The sequence below is a fragment of the Bradyrhizobium sp. YR681 genome, from assembly GCF_000282615.1.
GTDB lineage: Bacteria > Pseudomonadota > Alphaproteobacteria > Rhizobiales > Xanthobacteraceae > Bradyrhizobium.
The window spans coordinates 1-18,051 of sequence record NZ_AKIY01000015.1 but is presented as its reverse complement, the minus strand read 5'-3'; the positions used below and the strand labels follow the sequence as shown (position 1 = coordinate 18,051).

General features: G+C 65.0%; 23 protein-coding genes. 13 read left to right on the top strand and 10 right to left on the bottom strand.

The features are described 5' to 3' along the window. Position 1: 1 nt before the first annotated feature. Complete coding sequence (locus PMI42_RS01970) at positions 2-640, bottom strand: HAD family hydrolase (RefSeq protein WP_008130085.1); 639 nt, start codon at positions 638-640, stop codon at positions 2-4. A gap of 193 nt (positions 641-833) precedes the next feature. On the opposite strand from PMI42_RS01970, the gene PMI42_RS01965 reads away from it, so the two are divergent. From PMI42_RS01965 to PMI42_RS01955, 3 genes are all read left to right on the top strand, one after another. Then, positions 834-1,112: a type VI secretion system-associated protein TagO gene (locus PMI42_RS01965; RefSeq protein WP_008130084.1), complete on the top strand. Its 279-nt coding sequence runs from the start codon at positions 834-836 to the stop codon at positions 1,110-1,112. A 47-nt stretch (positions 1,113-1,159) separates the two neighbouring features. Beyond that, a complete protein-coding gene (locus PMI42_RS01960; protein ID WP_008130083.1) occupies positions 1,160-1,402 on the top strand; it encodes a hypothetical protein in 243 nt (80 codons plus the stop codon). Positions 1,403-1,463: 61 nt separating this feature from the next. Further along, positions 1,464-1,664 (top strand): hypothetical protein, encoded by a 201-nt coding sequence (locus tag PMI42_RS01955; RefSeq protein ID WP_008130082.1) that lies wholly within the window; start codon positions 1,464-1,466, stop codon positions 1,662-1,664. 73 nt (positions 1,665-1,737) lie between these two features. Here PMI42_RS01955 and PMI42_RS01950 read toward each other — a convergent pair whose 3' ends face one another. Further along, complete coding sequence (locus PMI42_RS01950) at positions 1,738-2,754, bottom strand: TRAP transporter substrate-binding protein (protein WP_008130081.1); 1,017 nt, start codon at positions 2,752-2,754, stop codon at positions 1,738-1,740. 39 nt (positions 2,755-2,793) lie between these two features. Between PMI42_RS01950 and PMI42_RS01945 the strand changes: the two genes are divergently transcribed. From PMI42_RS01945 to tsaA, 4 genes are all read left to right on the top strand, one after another. Further along, positions 2,794-3,813, top strand: a complete 1,020-nt coding sequence (locus PMI42_RS01945; RefSeq protein WP_240535192.1) for a lytic transglycosylase domain-containing protein — start codon at positions 2,794-2,796, stop codon at positions 3,811-3,813. 105 nt (positions 3,814-3,918) lie between these two features. Continuing rightward, positions 3,919-4,659 carry an AzlC family ABC transporter permease gene (locus tag PMI42_RS01940; RefSeq protein WP_035964252.1) on the top strand — a complete coding sequence of 247 codons (741 nt, stop codon included), beginning with the start codon at positions 3,919-3,921 and terminating at the stop codon, positions 4,657-4,659. After that, a complete protein-coding gene (locus PMI42_RS01935; RefSeq protein ID WP_008130078.1) occupies positions 4,656-5,006 on the top strand; it encodes an AzlD domain-containing protein in 351 nt (116 codons plus the stop codon). The genes PMI42_RS01940 and PMI42_RS01935 overlap by 4 nt, the downstream gene beginning before the upstream one ends. A gap of 31 nt (positions 5,007-5,037) precedes the next feature. After that, the gene (tsaA, locus tag PMI42_RS01930) at positions 5,038-5,529 is read left to right on the top strand and encodes a tRNA (N6-threonylcarbamoyladenosine(37)-N6)-methyltransferase TrmO (protein ID WP_008130076.1); all 492 of its coding nucleotides are present in this window, start codon (positions 5,038-5,040) and stop codon (positions 5,527-5,529) included. Between the two features lie 84 nt (positions 5,530-5,613). Here the strand turns inward: tsaA and PMI42_RS01925 are convergent, their stop codons facing one another. The 4 genes from PMI42_RS01925 to PMI42_RS01910 form a co-directional block, all read right to left on the bottom strand. Beyond that, positions 5,614-6,042, bottom strand: a complete 429-nt coding sequence (locus PMI42_RS01925) for an HIT domain-containing protein (RefSeq protein WP_008130075.1) — start codon at positions 6,040-6,042, stop codon at positions 5,614-5,616. A 65-nt stretch (positions 6,043-6,107) separates the two neighbouring features. Further along, complete coding sequence (locus PMI42_RS01920; RefSeq protein WP_008130074.1) at positions 6,108-7,349, bottom strand: GNAT family N-acetyltransferase; 1,242 nt, start codon at positions 7,347-7,349, stop codon at positions 6,108-6,110. Positions 7,350-7,477: 128 nt separating this feature from the next. Beyond that, positions 7,478-8,224, bottom strand: coding sequence for a glycerophosphodiester phosphodiesterase (locus PMI42_RS01915; RefSeq protein WP_008130073.1), 747 nt, complete (start codon positions 8,222-8,224; stop codon positions 7,478-7,480). Between the two features lie 16 nt (positions 8,225-8,240). After that, positions 8,241-8,708 (bottom strand): RidA family protein, encoded by a 468-nt coding sequence (locus PMI42_RS01910; RefSeq protein ID WP_008130072.1) that lies wholly within the window; start codon positions 8,706-8,708, stop codon positions 8,241-8,243. A 235-nt stretch (positions 8,709-8,943) separates the two neighbouring features. Here PMI42_RS01910 and PMI42_RS01905 point away from each other — a divergent pair, with 235 nt between their 5' ends. Further along, entirely contained in the window at positions 8,944-9,789 is an 846-nt protein-coding gene (locus tag PMI42_RS01905; RefSeq protein WP_008130071.1) for a cell envelope integrity EipB family protein, read from the top strand. Positions 9,790-10,047: 258 nt separating this feature from the next. Beyond that, positions 10,048-10,449: a RidA family protein gene (locus PMI42_RS01900; RefSeq protein ID WP_008130070.1), complete on the top strand. Its 402-nt coding sequence runs from the start codon at positions 10,048-10,050 to the stop codon at positions 10,447-10,449. Between the two features lie 94 nt (positions 10,450-10,543). Here the strand turns inward: PMI42_RS01900 and PMI42_RS01895 are convergent, their stop codons facing one another. The 3 genes from PMI42_RS01895 to PMI42_RS01885 are packed head-to-tail and all read right to left on the bottom strand — an operon-like array spanning position 10,544 to position 12,539. Further along, positions 10,544-10,942 (bottom strand): ACT domain-containing protein, encoded by a 399-nt coding sequence (locus PMI42_RS01895; RefSeq protein ID WP_008130069.1) that lies wholly within the window; start codon positions 10,940-10,942, stop codon positions 10,544-10,546. After that, positions 10,939-12,231 carry a DNA polymerase IV gene (locus tag PMI42_RS01890; protein ID WP_035964249.1) on the bottom strand — a complete coding sequence of 431 codons (1,293 nt, stop codon included), beginning with the start codon at positions 12,229-12,231 and terminating at the stop codon, positions 10,939-10,941. Before PMI42_RS01890 ends, PMI42_RS01895 begins: the two co-directional genes overlap by 4 nt. Then, complete coding sequence (locus PMI42_RS01885; protein ID WP_008130066.1) at positions 12,228-12,539, bottom strand: DUF3572 domain-containing protein; 312 nt, start codon at positions 12,537-12,539, stop codon at positions 12,228-12,230. Before PMI42_RS01885 ends, PMI42_RS01890 begins: the two co-directional genes overlap by 4 nt. Before the next feature lie 238 nt (positions 12,540-12,777). On the opposite strand from PMI42_RS01885, the gene PMI42_RS01880 reads away from it, so the two are divergent. Continuing rightward, positions 12,778-13,143, top strand: coding sequence for a response regulator (locus PMI42_RS01880; RefSeq protein WP_008130064.1), 366 nt, complete (start codon positions 12,778-12,780; stop codon positions 13,141-13,143). Positions 13,144-13,157: 14 nt separating this feature from the next. Continuing rightward, complete coding sequence (locus PMI42_RS01875; RefSeq protein WP_008130062.1) at positions 13,158-14,531, top strand: PleD family two-component system response regulator; 1,374 nt, start codon at positions 13,158-13,160, stop codon at positions 14,529-14,531. Positions 14,532-14,820: 289 nt separating this feature from the next. On the opposite strand, the gene PMI42_RS01870 is transcribed toward PMI42_RS01875, so the two are convergent. Further along, positions 14,821-15,435, bottom strand: a complete 615-nt coding sequence (locus tag PMI42_RS01870) for a TetR/AcrR family transcriptional regulator (RefSeq protein WP_008130060.1) — start codon at positions 15,433-15,435, stop codon at positions 14,821-14,823. 129 nt (positions 15,436-15,564) lie between these two features. Between PMI42_RS01870 and PMI42_RS01865 the strand changes: the two genes are divergently transcribed. Then, positions 15,565-16,803: an MFS transporter gene (locus PMI42_RS01865; protein WP_008130058.1), complete on the top strand. Its 1,239-nt coding sequence runs from the start codon at positions 15,565-15,567 to the stop codon at positions 16,801-16,803. 35 nt (positions 16,804-16,838) lie between these two features. Continuing rightward, entirely contained in the window at positions 16,839-17,912 is a 1,074-nt protein-coding gene (locus PMI42_RS01860) for a TauD/TfdA family dioxygenase (RefSeq protein WP_008130056.1), read from the top strand. Positions 17,913-18,051 lie beyond the last annotated feature (139 nt).

The following is an 18,051-nucleotide window of genomic DNA, read 5'->3' as shown; positions in this document are numbered from 1 at the left end:
ATCATGCTCTGCAATGGCCGAGCAGCTCGGGATGCGCGGCGCAGATGTGATGCGCGCCGGCATCCCGCAGCTCGGCCTCGCTGCCATAGCCATAGAGCACTCCGATCGCAATCATGCCGTTGGTGCGGGCGCCGACCACGTCATGGCTGCGGTCGCCGATCATGATGGCCGTGCTCGCATCGATCCTGGCCTCGTCGAGCGCGTAGCGGAGCAGGTCGCGCTTGTCGACGCGGGTTCCGTCGAGCTCGGAGCCGAACACGCGCTCGAAATACGGTTTCAGGCCGAAATGATCGACGATACGGGTGGCGTAGACGGCGGGCTTGCTGGTCGCGACGAACATGCGCTGGCTGGTCGCGGCAATCGTCGTCAGCGTGTCGATGATGCCGGCATAGGCCTCGTTCTCGAACAGGCCGATATCGGCAAATCGCTCGCGATAGAGCAGCAGCGCCCGGTCGGCCAGCGCGTCGCTTCCGGTGAGCTTCTTCAGGCTGGCATGCAGGGGCGGGCCGATGCACCAGGTCAGTTCGTCCTCGCTCGGGACCGGAAGGCTCAGCCGCTCCAGCGCGTACTGGATCGAGCGCGTGATCCCGGGCTTGGGGTTGGTCAGCGTGCCGTCGAGATCGAAAAAGATGGTCGCCATGCCAGCCGCGCTCGTGTTGATATCGCTGCTGCCTGACCTAGACGAGACGGCTCGCCAAGGCAACGCGTGCGGACCGCTTTAAAGCTCGCTATTGGCGGGGTGTCGGCGTAGAGTCGGGCCATCACCGTATTTTTATGGCATCCACCGGTGACTGAGGGTCACCCGCGCTCCCGCCGACTGAGGAGGAGCGCGCATGCCTCGATATCGCCTCGCCGTCTGGACCGTGCCGCTGGTGGTCGTCGGATTGGCACTCGGCGCACTGGCACGAGGCGCGGCCGGCGCGGAGGCCGACTGCCGCGCGATCGAAAGCACCAGCGAGCGTCTGGCCTGCTACGACACGGCATTTCCTCCGAAGGCAAAGAAGCCCGCGGCTGTGCAGAACGACACATCTCGCGCGGCCTATAAGGACCCGTTCATCGCCGAAGAGGCCAGAACCGCGGCGAAGCTGAAGAACATCTGCCGCGGTTGTTGAGGGCTGCCTGTTCAGCCACGTGTCACGGCCGGCCAAAGGAAGCCCTCATGGTCCGCGAAACAACCTTTGTGGTGCAGGCCTTCGATGCCGGCAAAGGAGGCCATCTCAAGCCGGACGCTCCCATCGTCTGCAAGTCGGAAAGCGGCGCGCTGCGCACCGCGGAGAGACTGGCCTTGAGCAAGCTCGGAGTCGTTGCGTTCTCGTCGAGCGGCGATCCCGAAACCGGCGATTACGACGATGAGCCTACGGTGTTCTTCCGCAAGGGCGAGCTTCCGGCGGGCCTCGACTGAGGCCTGGGCTAACTCGGCCGCCTTGGGCCGCGATCGAGACAATATCTGAAGGAGAGCCCGGATGAGCGAGAGACTTGAGACACTGAAGAAGGCCCGCGATCGTATGATCGAGGACAGGGACGCGCATGCAAAAGTGCTGGCGGCTCCCTTCGTGCGCGACACCGCGGAGCGGGCGCGCAACAAGTTCGTGGAGATCCAGGCGCTGATCGACGCCCTCGACCGCGCCATCAGGGGCGAAAACCTGGTTCCCGTCACGAACTGAAGCCGCGCAGGACGAAACCGGCGGGCGTCCCGCGGCAGCGCAGCGGTCGTATGCCGCTGGTGGCTGCGACCGCCTATTGCTGTCGGGCCCAATCGACGATCGCCGTGGCATCAGGGCCGGCCTGGGCCTCCCAGGCCGTGATCGTGCTTGTTGCGGCGCTGCGCAATGCTGCGACGAGGGATTGCGGTGCGGGTTCGACGATGGTGACGCCGTTGTCGCGCATGCGCGCATAATTCTCTGCGGTGCGATGGGCCAGCAGCGCGAACTGGCTCTGCTCGGTCTCGGCTGCGGCCGCCATCACCTCGCGCTGCATCGGCTCGGACAGTGCGGCAAACACCTCGGTGCGGACGAAGGCGATCGAGACCGGCATCGCGTAATTGATCGCGGTGAAATGCGGCAGGAAGTCCCAGAGCTTTCGTCCCGCGCCGCCGTCGCCGGAGGTGAGGAACGCGTTCAGCTGATGCTCCTTCAATCCGGCAAGCGCCTTGTCCATCGGCAGGAACTGCGCATTGGCGCCGGCCGCGCGCATCACCGCGCTGGAATTGGCATCGTAGGCCCGCAGGTTCAGCTTCGGCAGATCGTCGGTGCCCGCCAGCGCGTGATCCGACCAGAGGCCGGTCGCCGGCCAGATCGTCAGATAAAGCAGTTTCAAGCCTCGTGCGGCAAAGGCTTTCTCATAGAGCGGGCGCGCCCGCGCATTGGTGGCGCGGGCGACGTCGACCGATTGCACCAGGAAGGGCAGAGTGGAGAGGCCGAGCACCGGATCGAGGCCGGACAGCGCGCCGGCAAAGGCATCGCCGCCGGCGATGCGGCCATCCAGCGCAGCGCGCGGCATTTCGCCCGAGTTGATCTTGAGCTCGTTGTCGAAGGCGTTAGCTACGGTCACGAAACCGTTTGTACGCGCCGCGACGCGATCGGCGAAAGTGGTGAGGCCGATCCCGGAAATGTTGTTTTGCGGATATTCCGTGGTCATCCGCCAGCTGACCTGCGCCATGGCCGGCCCGGCGGACAGCAGGAGGGCGGCGAGGGCAAGGAGCGCGCGGATCCGTTTGGCGGGGATGCGCATTGGGAGAAGCAGGTCAGGCAGCATAGATTGGCGACTCGTCGAACCATGGCACGATGCCACAACATGGCAGATCATCTTGTCGCATGCCGCGACGGCTCGCGCCACGGCGATGCTTGGGCAGCATTGGCGCGAATTGCATCATTGGCCATTGCCGCGCTGCTCGTCTCCACGTTGAGGGTTGCCGCGGGGGACAGCACGCCTGCAGAGACCGATGCCGCCGTCCCGAGCGTCGGAGAGCTCGCGGTGCCGCCGGCGAAACCGGATGCGCGCGAGAGCGACACGCGGGAATCGATCTGCCTGATCGTGGAGGCAGCCGCGCGCGATGCCAATCTTCCGCTGGAATTCTTCGCCCGGGTGATCTGGCAGGAAAGCCGCTTCCAGGCCGACGCGGTAGGGCCGATGACGCGCAGCGGCGAGCACGCGCAGGGGATCGCCCAGTTCATGCCGGGCACCGCGAGCGAGCGCGGGCTGCTCAATCCCTTCAATCCGGTGCAGGCGCTGCCGAAGTCGGCCGAATTCCTGAACGAGCTGCGCAACCATTTCGGCAATCTCGGCCTCGCTGCAGCCGCCTACAATGCGGGGCCGCGGCGGGTGCAGGAATGGCTCACCGGCACCGGCCCGATGCCGGAGCAGACCCGCAACTACGTCTATGCCATCACCGGCACGAGCGTCGATGCGTGGGCGAAGGCGGGAGCGACCGGCAAGGGGCCGCCGAGTTCGCCGCCGACCAGCTGCCGCGATCTGATGGCCCTGTTGAAGCGTGCGCCAAATGCCTTCGTCGCAGAGCTGGAGCAGCATGTCGAGCTCGCGGCCGCAAAGATCTGGGGCGTGCAGCTCGCCGCCGGCTTCGATCGCAACAGGGCGCTGGCGATGTATTCGCGTGCGGTGACGCGGCTCAGCGCTGTGATCGGCGACCGCGACCCGAGCCTGCTCAGCTCGGTGATGCGCAGCCGCGGCACGCGCGCGTTCTATCAGGTGCGGATCGGTGCGGATACGCGCAGTGAGGCGGATGATCTGTGCAATCGCATACGCAAGGCGCATGGCGCTTGTTTCGTGCTGAAGAACCGGGGTGTGAGCGGGTAGGGGCTCTCCACCCGCGCATGCCAGCCCCGCCACGCGCTTCCTTGACGCCAGCCGCCGCATTGCCCGTTATGCGTGCACGATTCCGCAACCCCGACCAAAACTCCCGTGGCGCTCCCTCCGCTCGATTCCCCTCAATGGCAAAGTCCCTGGCGCGCCTTTGCGTGGGGGCTGCGCTCGATCACGCAGACGATCCTCACGCTCGTCCTGTTTGCGACCTATCTCGGCATCGGCGCGCTCGCCCATGACACGCATTTCAGCCTGCTCTGGGCGCTTTGCTCGACGCTGTTCGTCTGGGCGGGTCCGGCGCAGATCATCCTGATCACGACGCTGGGCTCGGGCGCCACCGTCATCCAGTCGGCGATCGCGGTCACCGTCAGCGCCATCCGCCTGTTCCCGATGGTGGTCTCCGTGCTCCCTTTGATGCGCACGCCGACGACCAGGCGCCGGGAGTTGTTCTTTGCGGCACATCTCACGGCGGTGACGCTGTGGGTCGAATGCCATCGCTTCCTGCCGCAGGTGCCGCGCGAGCGGCGGATCGCCTTCGTCAACGGACTTGGCTTCGGTCTGGTCTCGGTGTGCCTCACCGCCAACACGATCGGCTATTTCCTCGCCGCCAATCTGACGCAGACGCTTGGGGCGGCGATCCTGCTGCTGACGCCGCTGTCGTTCCTGTTCTCGACCGCGCGCAACAGCCGCGAAGCCGCCGACGTCGTCGCGCTGGCGCTCGGCGTGCTGCTCTATCCCATCGCGGCGAAGATGAATTCCGGCCTCGACATCCTCGTCAGCGGCCTTGTCGCCGGCTCGATCGCCTATGGCGTGCATTGGTGGCGGGAGGTGCGCACGTGAGCTACGCGCAACTCATTGGCGACTGGCAGGCGCTGGCGGTGCTGTTCGTCGCCGGCGTCGTTCCCAACCAGATCTGGCGCATGCTGGGCCTGTGGTTCGGCGGCGGCATCGACGAGGGCTCCGAGCTGCTGGTCTGGGTCCGGGCGGTTGCCACCGCGATCCTCGCCGGCGTCATCGCCCAGATCGTGGTCCAGCCGCCCGGAGCGCTCGCCAGCGTGCCTGACGTCCTGCGCTACGGAGCCGTCGCCGCCGGCCTCGTCGTCTTCCTGCTGACCCGCCGCTCGATCTTCGCGGGCGTGGTCGCGGGCGAAGTCTTCATGCTGGCCGGCAAGTGGTGGTTGGGCTAAAACCGCGTCCGAACAGCTGGGAACAGGAATTATGGTTCGCGAAAACGAGCTCCGCGAGGGCGAGGTCGCCATCGAGTTGCCGTCCACCGGGGATGCCGGCCTCGTCTTCATCGGCCGCATCCGCACGCCCTGGACCTCGCGGCTGGAGACGCCGCGGCAGGGGCGTCAGGACGGCCCGATCTGCCGGCTCGAGATCTTCGAGCCGTTCGTGCCGGCCATCAAGGGCGTCGATTTCTACAGCAATCTCGAAGTGCTCTACTGGCTCGACAAGTCGCGCCGCGACATCATCCTGCAAAGCCCGAAGAACAACGAGAAGACCCGCGGCACGTTCTCGCTGCGCTCGCCGGTGCGGCCCAACCCGATCGGCACCTCCATCGTCAAGCTGGTCGGCATCGAGGGAAATGCGATTTTGGTGCGTGGCCTCGACTGCATCGACCACACGCCGCTGATCGACATCAAGCCGGACCGCTGCGAGTTCACGCCGCTGGCAGCGCCGCAGGCCGGGGATTTTCAGACGGAGTGAGGTCTCGTAGCCCGCATGGAGCGGAGCGGAATGCGGGGAAGGTCCCGGATTGCGCTTCGCTCCATCCGGGCTACGGGGCTAGACCTAGCCCGCCTTCAGCGCCGCGATAAGCCTGGTCGCGTTCTCTTCCAGCACTTTGACATCTTCCTTGCGGCTGGCGGGCGGCAGCATGGCGACGCCGTCGTGGCGCGGCAACACATGCATGTGCAGGTGAAACACCACCTGTCCGCCGGCGGGCTCGCTGAACTGCTGCACGGTGATGCCTTCGGCCTTGAAGGCCTTCATCGCGGCGGCGGCGATCTTGTGCGCGCCGCGGGCGACATGGGCGTAATCGTCCGGCGCGATGTCGAGGATGTTGCGGGCAGGGGCCTTCGGGATCACCAGCGTATGGCCCGGCACGCGAGGCATGATGTCGAGGAAGGCGAAGACGTGCTCGTCCTCATAGATCTTGTGGCAGGGAAACTCGCCGCGCAGGATCTTTGCGAAGATGTTGTTGGGGTCGTAGGCGGTCATGGCGGCGGCTCCCAAGAATTTTGAGCTTAGAATTTCCGCTTACTGTCACCAGCGAATGCGAACCGTCAAGGCGCCTCGTCGGCACCTTTCCGGAACGGGCCGAGCTCGGCCAGCTCCCGTCCGGCTTCGGCGACATAGGCCCGCTCGCGCTTGAGATAATCGTCGACGGCGCGGCGCAGGCCGGGATCGGCGATGAAGTGGGCGGAATGGGTCGTCTTCGGCAGGTAGCCGCGCGCGATCTTGTGCTCGCCTTGAGCGCCGGCCTCGACATTCCGCAGGCCGCGTTTGATCGCGAAGTCGATCGCCTGATAGTAGCAGACCTCGAAATGCAGGAAGGGATGATGTTCGACCGCGCCCCAGTTACGGCCGAACAGCGTGTCCGAGCCGATGAAGTTGATCGCGCCCGCGATCCAGCGGTCATTGCGGCGGGCCATCACCAGCAGCACGTCTTCGCTCATGGTCTCGCCGATCAGCGAGAAGAACTCGCGCGTGAGGTAAGGGCGGCCCCATTTGCGTGAGCCGGTCTCCATGTAGAATTCGAAGAAGGCGTCCCAGGCGTCCTCGGTGATGTCCTTGCCAGTGAGCCAGTGGATGGTGACGCCGGCCGCGAGCGCATCGCGCCGCTCGCGCTTGATCGATTTGCGGTGGCGCGAATTCAGCGTCGCCAGGAAATCGTCGAAACTCGCAAAGCCTTCATTGTGCCAGTGGAACTGCTGGTCGGTGCGCTGGAGGAAGCCGTGTTCCGCAAGCAGCTTCCACTCCGCCTCGCGCGCGAAGGTGACGTGCACCGAGGAGGCCTTGCTGACGCCGCACAGCGCCACCAGCCCGCTTGCGAGCGCCTCGGTGATGCGCTCGTGGTTGACGCCGTCGCGGACCAGCAGCCGCGGCCCCGTGGCCGGCGTGAAGGGAACCGAGACCTGGAGCTTCGGATAGTAGCGCCCGCCCGCGCGCTCATAGGCGTCCGCCCAGCCGCGGTCGAAGACGTATTCGCCCTGGCTGTGCGATTTCAGATAGCAGGGCACCACGCCGGCGACGCGGCCGTCGACCTTGGCCACGAGATGACGGGGCCCCCAGCCGGTGCGGATCGTCGCCGAACCCGATTTCTCGACGGCGGAAAGAAAGGCGTGCGAGACGAACGGGTTATAGGCGGGTTTTAAGAGGCCAAGAGAATCGCCTGGGAGGGCGGTTGAGGTTCCGTTGCCGCTTCCATTGCACCGGCCGCCGGGGTTCGCGCAGGCGTCCCAATCCTCGGCAGAGACCTCGGCAATGGACGGTACCGCCTCGAGCGTGATTTCAGATGATGCCATCGTGCCCAAGATCGTGCATTGCAGCAGCGACTTCAAGAGGGTGGGAACACAGGTCTCGTGCCCGGCTCAACGCAGTAGCGTTACACGCTGCAGCGCGTCCGGGAACACGAGAGCAGCCGGCTCAGTCCCTACGGCACGAATCCCTCAAAGATCATCTGATCGGCATATTGCCCGACCCGCGTCCGCTGCTCCGCGGTACGCACGGTCCAGCCAAGCAGGGCGCAGCCAAAGACGTTGCGGGCGATCCAGGGGGCGGGGGCCGGGAGGTGGTCGACCTTGAAGGCGACGAAATGCGGCTGGGTCTGGAAGCCGTGGCGCAGGTACATCATGCTGTCGCGCTGCGCTGGGGTCAGCTTCGCCCAGTATTCGTCCTCATAGGTCCGCTGTGCGACGATGCCGCGCGGGCGGGTGGGCAACAGCTCGCGCAGCGCCAGCACCTGGTCGGGATCGAAGGACATGCCGACCGCCGGGCCCTGATAGGACGCCAGCACCTCGGCCATCCGCTTCACCAGCTTGCGGTCGCCGCCAAAATGGCTCTTCACCTCGATCACCAGTGGCACGCGGCCGGCGACCATGGCGCAGAGGTCGGACAGCGACATCATCCGCTCGTCGGTATCCCTGAACTTGAGCGCCTTCAGCTCGGCCGCCGTCTTCGACACCACCTCGCCGGTCGCCTCGGTGAGCCGGCCCAGCGCATGGTCGTGATGCACCATGGCCTCGCCGTCGGCGGAGAGCTGGATGTCGACCTCGATCGAGAAATTGCCAGCAATCGCGGCCTGCACCGCGCCCGGCATGTTCTCGACGATACCGCGGGAGATGTCATGCAGGCCGCGATGGGCGACCGGCTGGGCTGTCAGCCAATCAGGAGCGCGCAATGCCGTCAGCTCCGCGTCAGGCGACCTCGAACACGCCTTCGACCTCGACTGCCGCATCGGCCGGCAGGGAGGCGACGCCGACGGTGGTGCGGGCATGGCGGCCCTTGTCGCCGAAGGCGGCGACCATCAGGTCGGAGGCGCCGTTGAGCACCTTCGGCCCGTCCAGGAAGTCCGGCGCCGAGTTGATGAAGCCGCCGAGGCGTACCACGCGGACGACCTTGTCCAGGTCGCCCAGCGCTGCCTTGACCTGGGCCAGCAGATTGACGGCGCAGCCGCGCGCGGCCGCCGCACCTTCCTCGATCGAGACGCCGGCGCCCAGCTTGCCCTTGGCGATCAGCTTGCCGGCGGGATCGAAGCAGACCTGGCCAGAGACGAACAGCAAATTACCGGTGCGCACGAACGGGACGTAATTGGCCACGGGGGTGGGGGCCTCGTGCAGCTTGATGCCTTGTTCCGCCAGTTTCTGCTCGACCGTGCCCGCCATCTTCGACCTCTTTGTCCAAAAAATGATCCGCCCTGGCGTATCCATCTGGAGGCCAGGCGCGCCCTGTTTCGCCCATCGTGCCGCCACATGCAAGCAACCGGAGGGGGATGCATTTTGTCGAGGCAGGGCAGGAGGTTCAGCGCCGGGGCAGCAACTTTACGTGAAACGGCCTCAGTTGCGACGCAATGGAACGGTCATTAAAATGTCGAATCTGCGCTTTCCCCAGGGATGAGACATGGTGCACCTTTTCCGGACTTCTCTCGGTGTGATGGCGCTCGCGGCGGCTGCTTTCGGCGCAGGCGGTGAAGCGAGGGCTGCCAACGGTCCATTCCTCGCCCATCAGGCGCTCTACGATCTCAGCCTTGTCAAATCGCGCTCCAACTCGGTCAACAGCGCGCGGGGCCGCATCCTCTACAATTTCACCGGCAGCTCCTGCGAGGGCTACACCTCCGAATTCCGCCAGGTCTCCGAGCTCGACAGCGGCGAGGGCAAGATCACGCTCAGCGACCTGCGCTCCAACTCCTGGGAGGACGCCGCCGGGAAGAGCTATCGCTTCAAGATCGAGACGCGGATGAACGAGGCCGATGCCGGCCGCGTCGACGGCTCGGCCGAGCGCGACGGCGACCACATCAACGTCCGTCTGAAGCTGCCGTCCCCGAAGAGCTTTACGCTCGATGGCAAGATCGTTTTCCCGACCGAGCAGATCCAGCGCATCATCGCCGCGGCCAAAGACGGCAAATCGCTGCTCGAGCTGTCGGTCTATGACGGCTCCGACGACGGCCAGAAGGTCTACAACACGCTGACCGTGATCGGCCAGCCGATCTCCGCCGACCGCGCCACAGCATCCGATCCGTCGACCTCGGACGAGCACATGAAGTCGCTGAAGCGCTGGCCCGTCACCGTCAGCTATTTCGATCGCGAGGCCCAGCAGAAGGAAGGCGAGCAGACGCCGGTCTATGCGATGGCGTTCGAGCTCTACGAAAACGGCGTCTCTCGCCAACTCGTGCTCGATTACAATGATTTCGTGATCTCCGGCGCGATGGGCAAGTTCGATGCGAAGGACAGCAAGCCCTGTAATTGAGGGGCAGGGCACTCCGAGTACGGCACGCTTAGCTCTATCACCGTCACCCTGAGGTGGTCGCTTCTTCAGCGGCCCTCGAAGGGCGACGGCCCGACTGTAGCAGCGGGGGCCGTGCATCCTTCGAGGCTTCCCATGCGCCGCTTTGCGCCGCATGGCGCGCACCTCAGGATGACGGGGCATAAGTGTTGCGCGTCGCATCTAGCTCTGAACGCGCTCTCCGGCTACGCTCTTCCCAACCACAAACTCCGGGAGCCAGCCATGCCGAAGCTCGATCATCTCCGCCCCAGCGGCCTGCATCACAATCCCGCTTATTCCCACGTCGTCACCGCCTCCGGCGCGCGGACCATCTACATCTCCGGCCAGGTCTCGACCGACGAAGAGGGACGGATCGTCGGAGAGGGCGATCTTGCCGCGCAGACCACGCAGGTGATGCAGAATCTCGGCCACGCGTTGAAGGCGGCCGGCGCGAGCTACGCCAATATCGTGAAGATCACGACCTTCGTCGTTGGCTACAAGCCGGAGCTGCGCCCGATCATCGGCAAGGCCCGCTCGGCCTTCTTCGAAGGCATGGAGCCGCCGGCCTCCACCCTCGTCGGCGTCTCCGCGCTCGCCGCGCCCGAATGGCTGATCGAGATCGAGGCGATCGCCGTCGCGGATTGAGGTTTTGATCTGGTAGCCCGGATGGAGCGCAGCGCAATCCGGAAAGCCTTTCGCCGTGTATGCACCGTCCCGGATTTCGCTGCGCTCATCCGGGCTACGTGCGGGACATTTCTTCCAGAACGGTCATCGCTTCGTCCGTTCTGTCGACGGGCACGAACAGATGGTCGTGGTGGAAGGCCGAAACGGCGTTCACGCTGATGCCGGCTTCGGCCAGACGCGCCGTGATGGCTGCCAGAAAGCCCACTGCGTCGAGCGCGGAGTGAACCGTCAGGGTGATCAGGCGCGAGGCAAACGCGTAGCGTAAGCCTGCCGTTTCGGCTTCTTCACGCAGGATCACGATCGTGGCGCCTTCCTGCTCACGGAACGTCAGCAGCGGGTTGAGTGCGGCGGGAATGGGTTTGCCCGTCGGGATCGTGCAGAAGACGAAGATGCCGGGCCGCAGTTCAGGCCTCATATATTTCAGCAGCGCGCCGAGATCGCGTTCACCCGTCATCGCTCTTCCGTCTTCTCCGGCCCGTCATACGCGATGCCACGGATCACCGCGGCGCTGCCGAACTTCTTGCGCAGGCTGTCCACCGCCCGTTCGGCGTGGGCGGCGCGGCGGTCGAGCATGTCGGTGTCGTCGGCAGGCGAGCCTTCGCGCAGCGCGCTGACGCCGGCGCCCATCAGGCGGAAGGCGGTGCCGTCGATTTCTTTCGCCAGCATCTCGCGGCAGATCGAGAAGATCTTGGCGGCAAGCTGGGTCGGGGCGGCGATCGACTGCGAGCGCGTGCGCTGGCGGAAATCCGCGGTCTTCAGCTTCAGTGTGACGGTTGAGCCGGCCAGCTCGCTGCTCTTGAGACGAGACGATGTCTTCTCGCACAGCCGCCACAGGATTTTTTCCAGCGTCGCGAAGTCGCGGATGTCGGTCTCGAAGGTGGTTTCGCTTGAGATCGTCTTGGCGCCCCTGTCAGGCTCGACGCGGCGATCGTCGATGCCGCGGGCGAGCCGCCACAGCCTCCGGCCGTCGCTCGGAAATTGCCGCATCATCTCGATCTCGTCGGCCTTTTGCAGGTCGGCGATCACGCGAAAACCGCGCTGTCCCAGGCGCTCCTGCGTCGCGGGGCCGACGCCGAAGATGAAGCCGACCGGCCTCGAAGCGAGCATCTCCCGGGCCTCGTCCTGGTCGAGCGTGGCAAAGCCGCGCGGCTTGTCGAGGTCGGAGGCGATCTTGGCCAAAAACTTGTTGCAGGAGAGGCCGACCGAGACGGAGATGCCGATGTCGCGCTCGACATCGCGGGCAAAGCGCGCCAGCACCTTGGCCGGGATCATGCCGTGCACGCGCTCGGTGCCGGAGAGGTCGAGGAAGGCCTCATCGATCGAGAGCGGCTCGACCAGCGGCGTCAGTGCCTGCATGGCCTGCCGCACCTCGCGGCCGACGCGGACGTATTTCGCCATGTCAGGCCGGATCACCGTCGCGTGCGGACAGGCCTCCAGCGCCTTGAACATCGGCATCGCCGAGCGGACGCCATAGGTGCGCGCGATGTAGCAGGCGGCCGACACCACGCCGCGCTTGCCCCCGCCGATGATGACGGGCTTGTCCGCGATAGCAGGGTTGTCGCGCTTCTCGACCGTCGCATAGAAGGCGTCGCAGTCGATATGGGCGATGGTCAGGCTCGCCAGCGCCCGGTGACGGACGAGGCGAGGGGAACCGCAGGCGGAACAGCGCCGTACGCCCATATCCAGATCGGCCGAACAATCCCGGCAAAAGCAGCGGGGCCCGGCCGTATCAGGGAAGGTCACGGCACGTCGCGCTCCCAGGTCCGGTCGCCGAGCGCGTCGCCCAGGACCTGCCGCGCCGCAGCAACATTGGTCGGATGCAGCTCCGAGGCCTTGGCAAAGGCCTTCACGGTGTCGTCATCGCGCAGCACGAAATCGAGCACGCTGAGGAGGAAATTCGGGTCCGAGGCCGCGTTCCGGAGCGTCTCCGGACCGACCCCTGTCTCAGCCAGGAACAGGCCCAGCCGCTCGGGATCGCCCGCGACGAAGGACAGGGCTTGAATCGCAACGATTTCAGCGACTTCGCGGGGGTTGTGAACAGGCTTTTTCAAGGGCCCGGTTTGCCTTTCCATTAACTTTCAGTGTCTACTTTGGAATATGCCCGAGTCTCGCGCTTGAGTCTTGCGACCCCAGACAAGCAACTGGAAACCACGTCGTAGAAAGTCGGCGCTCGGGTTTAACGAAACTAGAGCAAATCTGAGGCTAGTTTGAATCCAGTTTTCAAAGCGCCCGCGAGCGGCGCCTGAGGCGTCACATGCATCGGTCCATCGGACCAAACAGGAGGGCGGGATGGCTAAGACCGTCCTGATCGTGGAAGACAACGAGCTCAACATGAAGCTCTTCCGCGACCTGTTGGAAGCACACGGCTATCAGACGTCGGGCACCAGCAACGGATATGAGGCGCTCGATCTCGTTCGCAAGATGCGGCCCGACCTCGTGCTGATGGATATCCAGTTGCCGCAGGTCTCCGGCCTCGAGGTGACGCGCTGGATCAAGGACGATCCGGAGCTGCGTTCCATTCCCGTCGTCGCGGTCACGGCATTCGCGATGAAGGGCGACGAAGAGCGCATCCGCGAGGGCGGCTGCGAAGCCTATTTGTCCAAGCCGATCTCGGTCGGCAAGTTCATTGAGACGGTCCGGCGTTTTATCGGATAGGAAGTGAGTTCACAGTGTCCGCGCGTATCCTGGTTGTCGATGACGTTCCTGCCAACGTCAAACTCCTCGAAGCCCGCCTGTCCGCCGAATATTTCGACGTGATGACGGCCTCGAACGGCACCGAGGCCCTGGCGCTGGCCCGCCGCGCCGAATGCGACATCATCCTGCTCGACGTGATGATGCCCGACATGGACGGCTTCGAAGTCTGCCGCCGCCTCAAGACCGATCCGGCGACGCATCACATTCCCGTCGTGATGGTCACCGCGCTCGACAGCCCGGCCGACCGCAACCGCGGGCTGGAAGCCGGCGCCGACGATTTCCTCACAAAGCCCGTCTCCGACGTCGTGCTGATCGCGCGCGTGCGCTCGCTGACGCGGCTGAAGATGATGACCGACGAGCTGCGCATGCGCGCCATCACCTCGCTCGAGATCGGCATGCAGGCGCCCGAGCGCAGTGCCGTCTCCGACACCGGCAAGGGCGGCCGCATTCTCCTCGTCGACGACCGCGAGTCCTCCTATGAGCGGCTGGCGACGATCCTCGCCGCCGAGCACACCATCGACGTCGAGCCGAACCCGACGGAGGCGCTGTTCCACGCCGCCGAGGGCAATTACGATCTGCTGATCGTCTCGCTCGACCTCAACAATTTCGACGGCCTGCGGCTCTGCAGCCAAGCGCGTTCGCTGGAGCGCACGCGGCATGTGCCGATCCTGGCCATCGCCGACCCCGAGAACTCGACGCGGCTGCTCCGCGGTCTCGAGATCGGCGTCAACGACTATCTGCTGCGCCCGATCGACAAGACGGAGCTCTTGGCGCGCGCCCGCACCCAGATCCGCCGCCGCCGCTACACCGATCATTTGCGCGACAACGTGCAGAACTCGATCGAGATGGCGATCACCGACGCGCTCACCGGCCTGCACAATCGCCGCTACATGGAGAGCCATCTGGCGACGCTGGCCGAGCAGGCGTCCACGCGCGGCAAACCGCTCGCGCTGATGATCCTGGACATCGACTACTTCAAGTCGATCAACGACAATTACGGCCACGACGCCGGCGACGACGTGCTGCGCGAGTTCGCGGTGCGCGTGCGCAAATCGATCCGCGGCATCGACCTTGCCTGCCGCTACGGCGGCGAGGAATTCGTCATCGTGATGCCGGAGACTGATCTGCACGTTGCCGGCATGGTCGCCGAGCGCCTGCGCCGCTCGATCGCAGGCGAGCCCTTCGCCGTCCACAAGGGCACCAAGCGCATCGAGGTCACGATCTCGATCGGCCTGACCACGCTGGAGCAGAAGGGCGAGGCGGTCGGCGATGTCCTCAAGCGCGCCGACACCGCGCTGTATCGGGCCAAGCACGACGGGCGCAACCGGGTGGTCTCGCACGCGGCGTGAGGCTGGCCTGCACAAAAGTGCGAAAACAACCCCACGCACAGTAGCCGATACTAGCCGGATCAAGGACTTGCCGGTCGCGGTGGACGATATTCGGATTTTATGAATTTTTCTTGACTCGTCGGGCAAAACAGGTGCATGATGTCAGGGTCGCCAGATCCGGCAAACTCCGCTGTCATTCCCCGTGAAGGGGAAATCCAGTACCCGCGGCCTCTCGATTCTAGCTCATAGTCTCTGGATTGCTGGATCACCGTTTTCGCGGGTGATGACACCTGTGCGCTATTGCAAGCGGTCATTGCTGTGGTGAGTGCTGATCCGGTTTCGCCGCGCTCTTCGCACTATCAACCCCCACATCCACCCCGGCATTGCGCAGCAGCACCTTTGCAGCCTCCTTCGCCGCACGCGCCATCGCGGGATCGTCGCGGACGAGGTCCTGGGCGATGGAGCCGTCGACCAGCAGCACGAGCTGCGTCGCCAGCTCGTCCGCGTCGGTAATACCGAGCTCATTCAGCCGCTCGCGAAACCAGACCCGGCGGCTTTCCTTGAAGGCGATCGCGATCTTCTTCACCGCGCGGGCCGCAGGGCCGAGTTCGGCCACCGCATTCACGAACGGGCAGCCGCGAAAATCCGTCGCCGCAAAACGCCGCTCCAGCGAATCGAAGGTGGCGAGAATCTGCTCGGCCGGCGGCTTGTCCGAGGGGCGCTGAGTGACGAAGCGGCGCTCCAGATAGGCCGCGATCAGGGCGTCCTTGGAAGGGAAGTGGTTGTAGAGCGTGCGCTTGGAGATGCCGATCTCGGCTGCGATGGTGTCGACGCCGATGGCGCGAATGCCTTGCAGATAGAACAGCTTGTCGGCGGTCTGAAGGATCCGCTCTTTCATCGTCTGTGGGGGCGTCGGGGGAGCCATGCAGCGGGATGCGTCCTGTTCGCTTGACAGCCTGCACCTTTCATAGCCTAACTACACAGGTCTGTGTAACCAAAATCAACTGATATTGCAGACGCCGGCGCGCGCGCCGCGCCCACGAGGGAGAATGAAATGCCCCTGTTGCAGGTTCTGCGGCCGACATTGCCCATCCTGATCGGCGCCTCGATCATGCTGACGCTGAGCATGGGGCTGCGGCAGAGCCTCGGCATCTTCATGCAGCCCTTGACGCACGACATCCACATCTCGATCTCGGACTTCACGCTGGCACTCGCCGTGCAGAACCTCGCCTGGGGCTTTCTCCAGCCGCTCGCCGGCGCGATGACGGTGCGTTACGGCTTCCGCCCGATCATGATCGTGGGCTCGCTGATGTACATTGTCGGTCTCATCCTGATGGCGACCGCGAACGGTCTCGTCAGCATCATGATCGGCGCCGGCGTCCTGATCGGCACGTCGCTGGCGTGCACGGCCGCGGCGATCGCGATGTCGGTGGCGGCGCGTGCCGTCCCCGCAACGGTGCGTTCCACCGTGCTCGGCATCGTCTCCGGCGCGGGTTCGCTCGGCGCGCTGCTGTCGGCCCCGATCGGGCAGTTGCTCAACGAAGGATTTGGCTGGCGGGTCGGGCTCGCCGGCTTCGTCATCATGTCGGTGCTGATGCTTCCCGCGGCATGGTATGCGGGCCGTGTCGATCAGGTCCCGCTGCCGAAGCCCGCGGCCGATGACATCGGTGATGCCACCGCGGCGACGGCTGCGAAGACGGCGTTCGGCAATGCCTCCTTCGTGGTGATGACCTGCGCCTATCTCGTCTGCGGCATGCAACTCGTCTTCCTGACCACGCATCTGCCGTCGTATCTCGCGATCTGCGGCCTCGATCCGATGCTGAGCGCGCAGACGCTCGGCATGATCGGCGGCTTCAACGTGCTGGGCTCGCTGTTCTTCGGCTGGGCCGGCCAGCGCTGGAACAAGCTGGCGCTGCTGGGCGGCATCTACATCCTGCGCTCGCTCGCGCTCGCCTGGTATTTCATGCTGCCGGCGACGCCGTTCTCGACGCTGCTGTTCGGCGCGATCATGGGCTTCCTGTGGATGGGCGTCGGCCCGCTGGTCGCGGGCGCCGTCGCCGAGATGTTCGGCCTGCGCTGGCAGGCCATGATCCAGGGCCTTGCCTTCATGAGCCACCAGATCGGCAGCTTCCTCGGCGCCTATGGAGGCGGGGTGCTCTACGACGCGCTCGGCTCGTACACGATGGCGTGGCGCATTGGCGTGGCGCTCGGCCTTGCTGGCGGCATCATCCAGGTCGCGTTTGCACTGATCCGGCCGTCGCAGCCGCCGGCGCCGGTGTTGCGGACGGCGTAGTCGTGGCGAGACCAGTCTCCTCGGGAGCGAACACCATGAATGCGGTCTCGGTGCCCAGCGCGATGGATCGACCTCCTGGAAAGGTGGAGATCGCATCGGCCTGGCGAGGTGAGGAGGTGAAGGCCAGTCCTGATCGATGGCTGATATCGCTGACCGCCGACGAGATCACGGAACTCGAGAGCGCGGCGGAAGCATATCTTGGCAGCACCCAAGAGATCGCCGGCATCACGAAGGAAAGCTTTCCGCTTCCTCGATTCGGCGCGCACCTGGAAGGTCTCAGGACAACGCTGCTGTCTGGCCTGGGTTTCGAGGTGATACGGGGCCTGCCGGTGGCAAAATACAGCCAGGAGTTTGCCGCCACGATCTTTTGCGGCGTGGGAGCGCATCTCGGATCCGCCCGGTCCCAAAATGCAGCCGGCCATATTCTTGGTCACGTCCGTGACACAGGCGCCGACGCACGGGATCCCAACACGCGAATTTATCAGACGTCGGAACGGCAGACATTCCACACAGATTCGTCCGACGTGGTCGGGTTGTTGTGCATTCGGGAGGCCATGGAGGGCGGCGACTCCCTCCTTGTCAGCACGACGACAATCTACAACGAGATGTTCGACAGGCGTCCCGACCTCGCCGCCCTCTTGTTTGATCCGATCGCGACCGACCGGCGAGGCGAGGTGCCGGAGAACGAAAAGCCATATCTCGAAATCCCGGTGCTGAATTGGCATGCGGGGTTCCTGACCGGATTCTACCAACGCCAGTACATCGATAGTGCGCAGCGCTTTCCCGATGCGATGAGACTGACGCCGGCTCACGTCGAGGCGCTCGATCTCTTTGACGCGCTGGCAAATGACCCCGCATTGCATTTCGGCATGCGGCTTCAGCCCGGTGACATGCAGTTCGTCTACAACCATGCCCTGCTGCATGACCGGACCGGATTCCGCGATTGGCCCACTGCAAGCCAGAAGCGCCACTTGTTGCGCCTCTGGCTCAGCATGGAAGGCGATCGGCCGCTGCCCGACTGCTTCAGGCAACGCTATGGTTCGATCGAGATCGGCAATCGTGGCGGCATTATTACCAAGGGCACCCGCCTGAACGTCCCGCTGGATTGACGATCGGCCCGAGGCGTTGTTTCGGTTGCGATTGCTTGCGAGTTGGCTGACTCTTGTCAGAGTCAGGACGTTGCGACGTTCACCTTCACCGGGACGCGCACCGGAAGGCGCAGTCCGCGAGCCAATGTCGGGCGTCGCA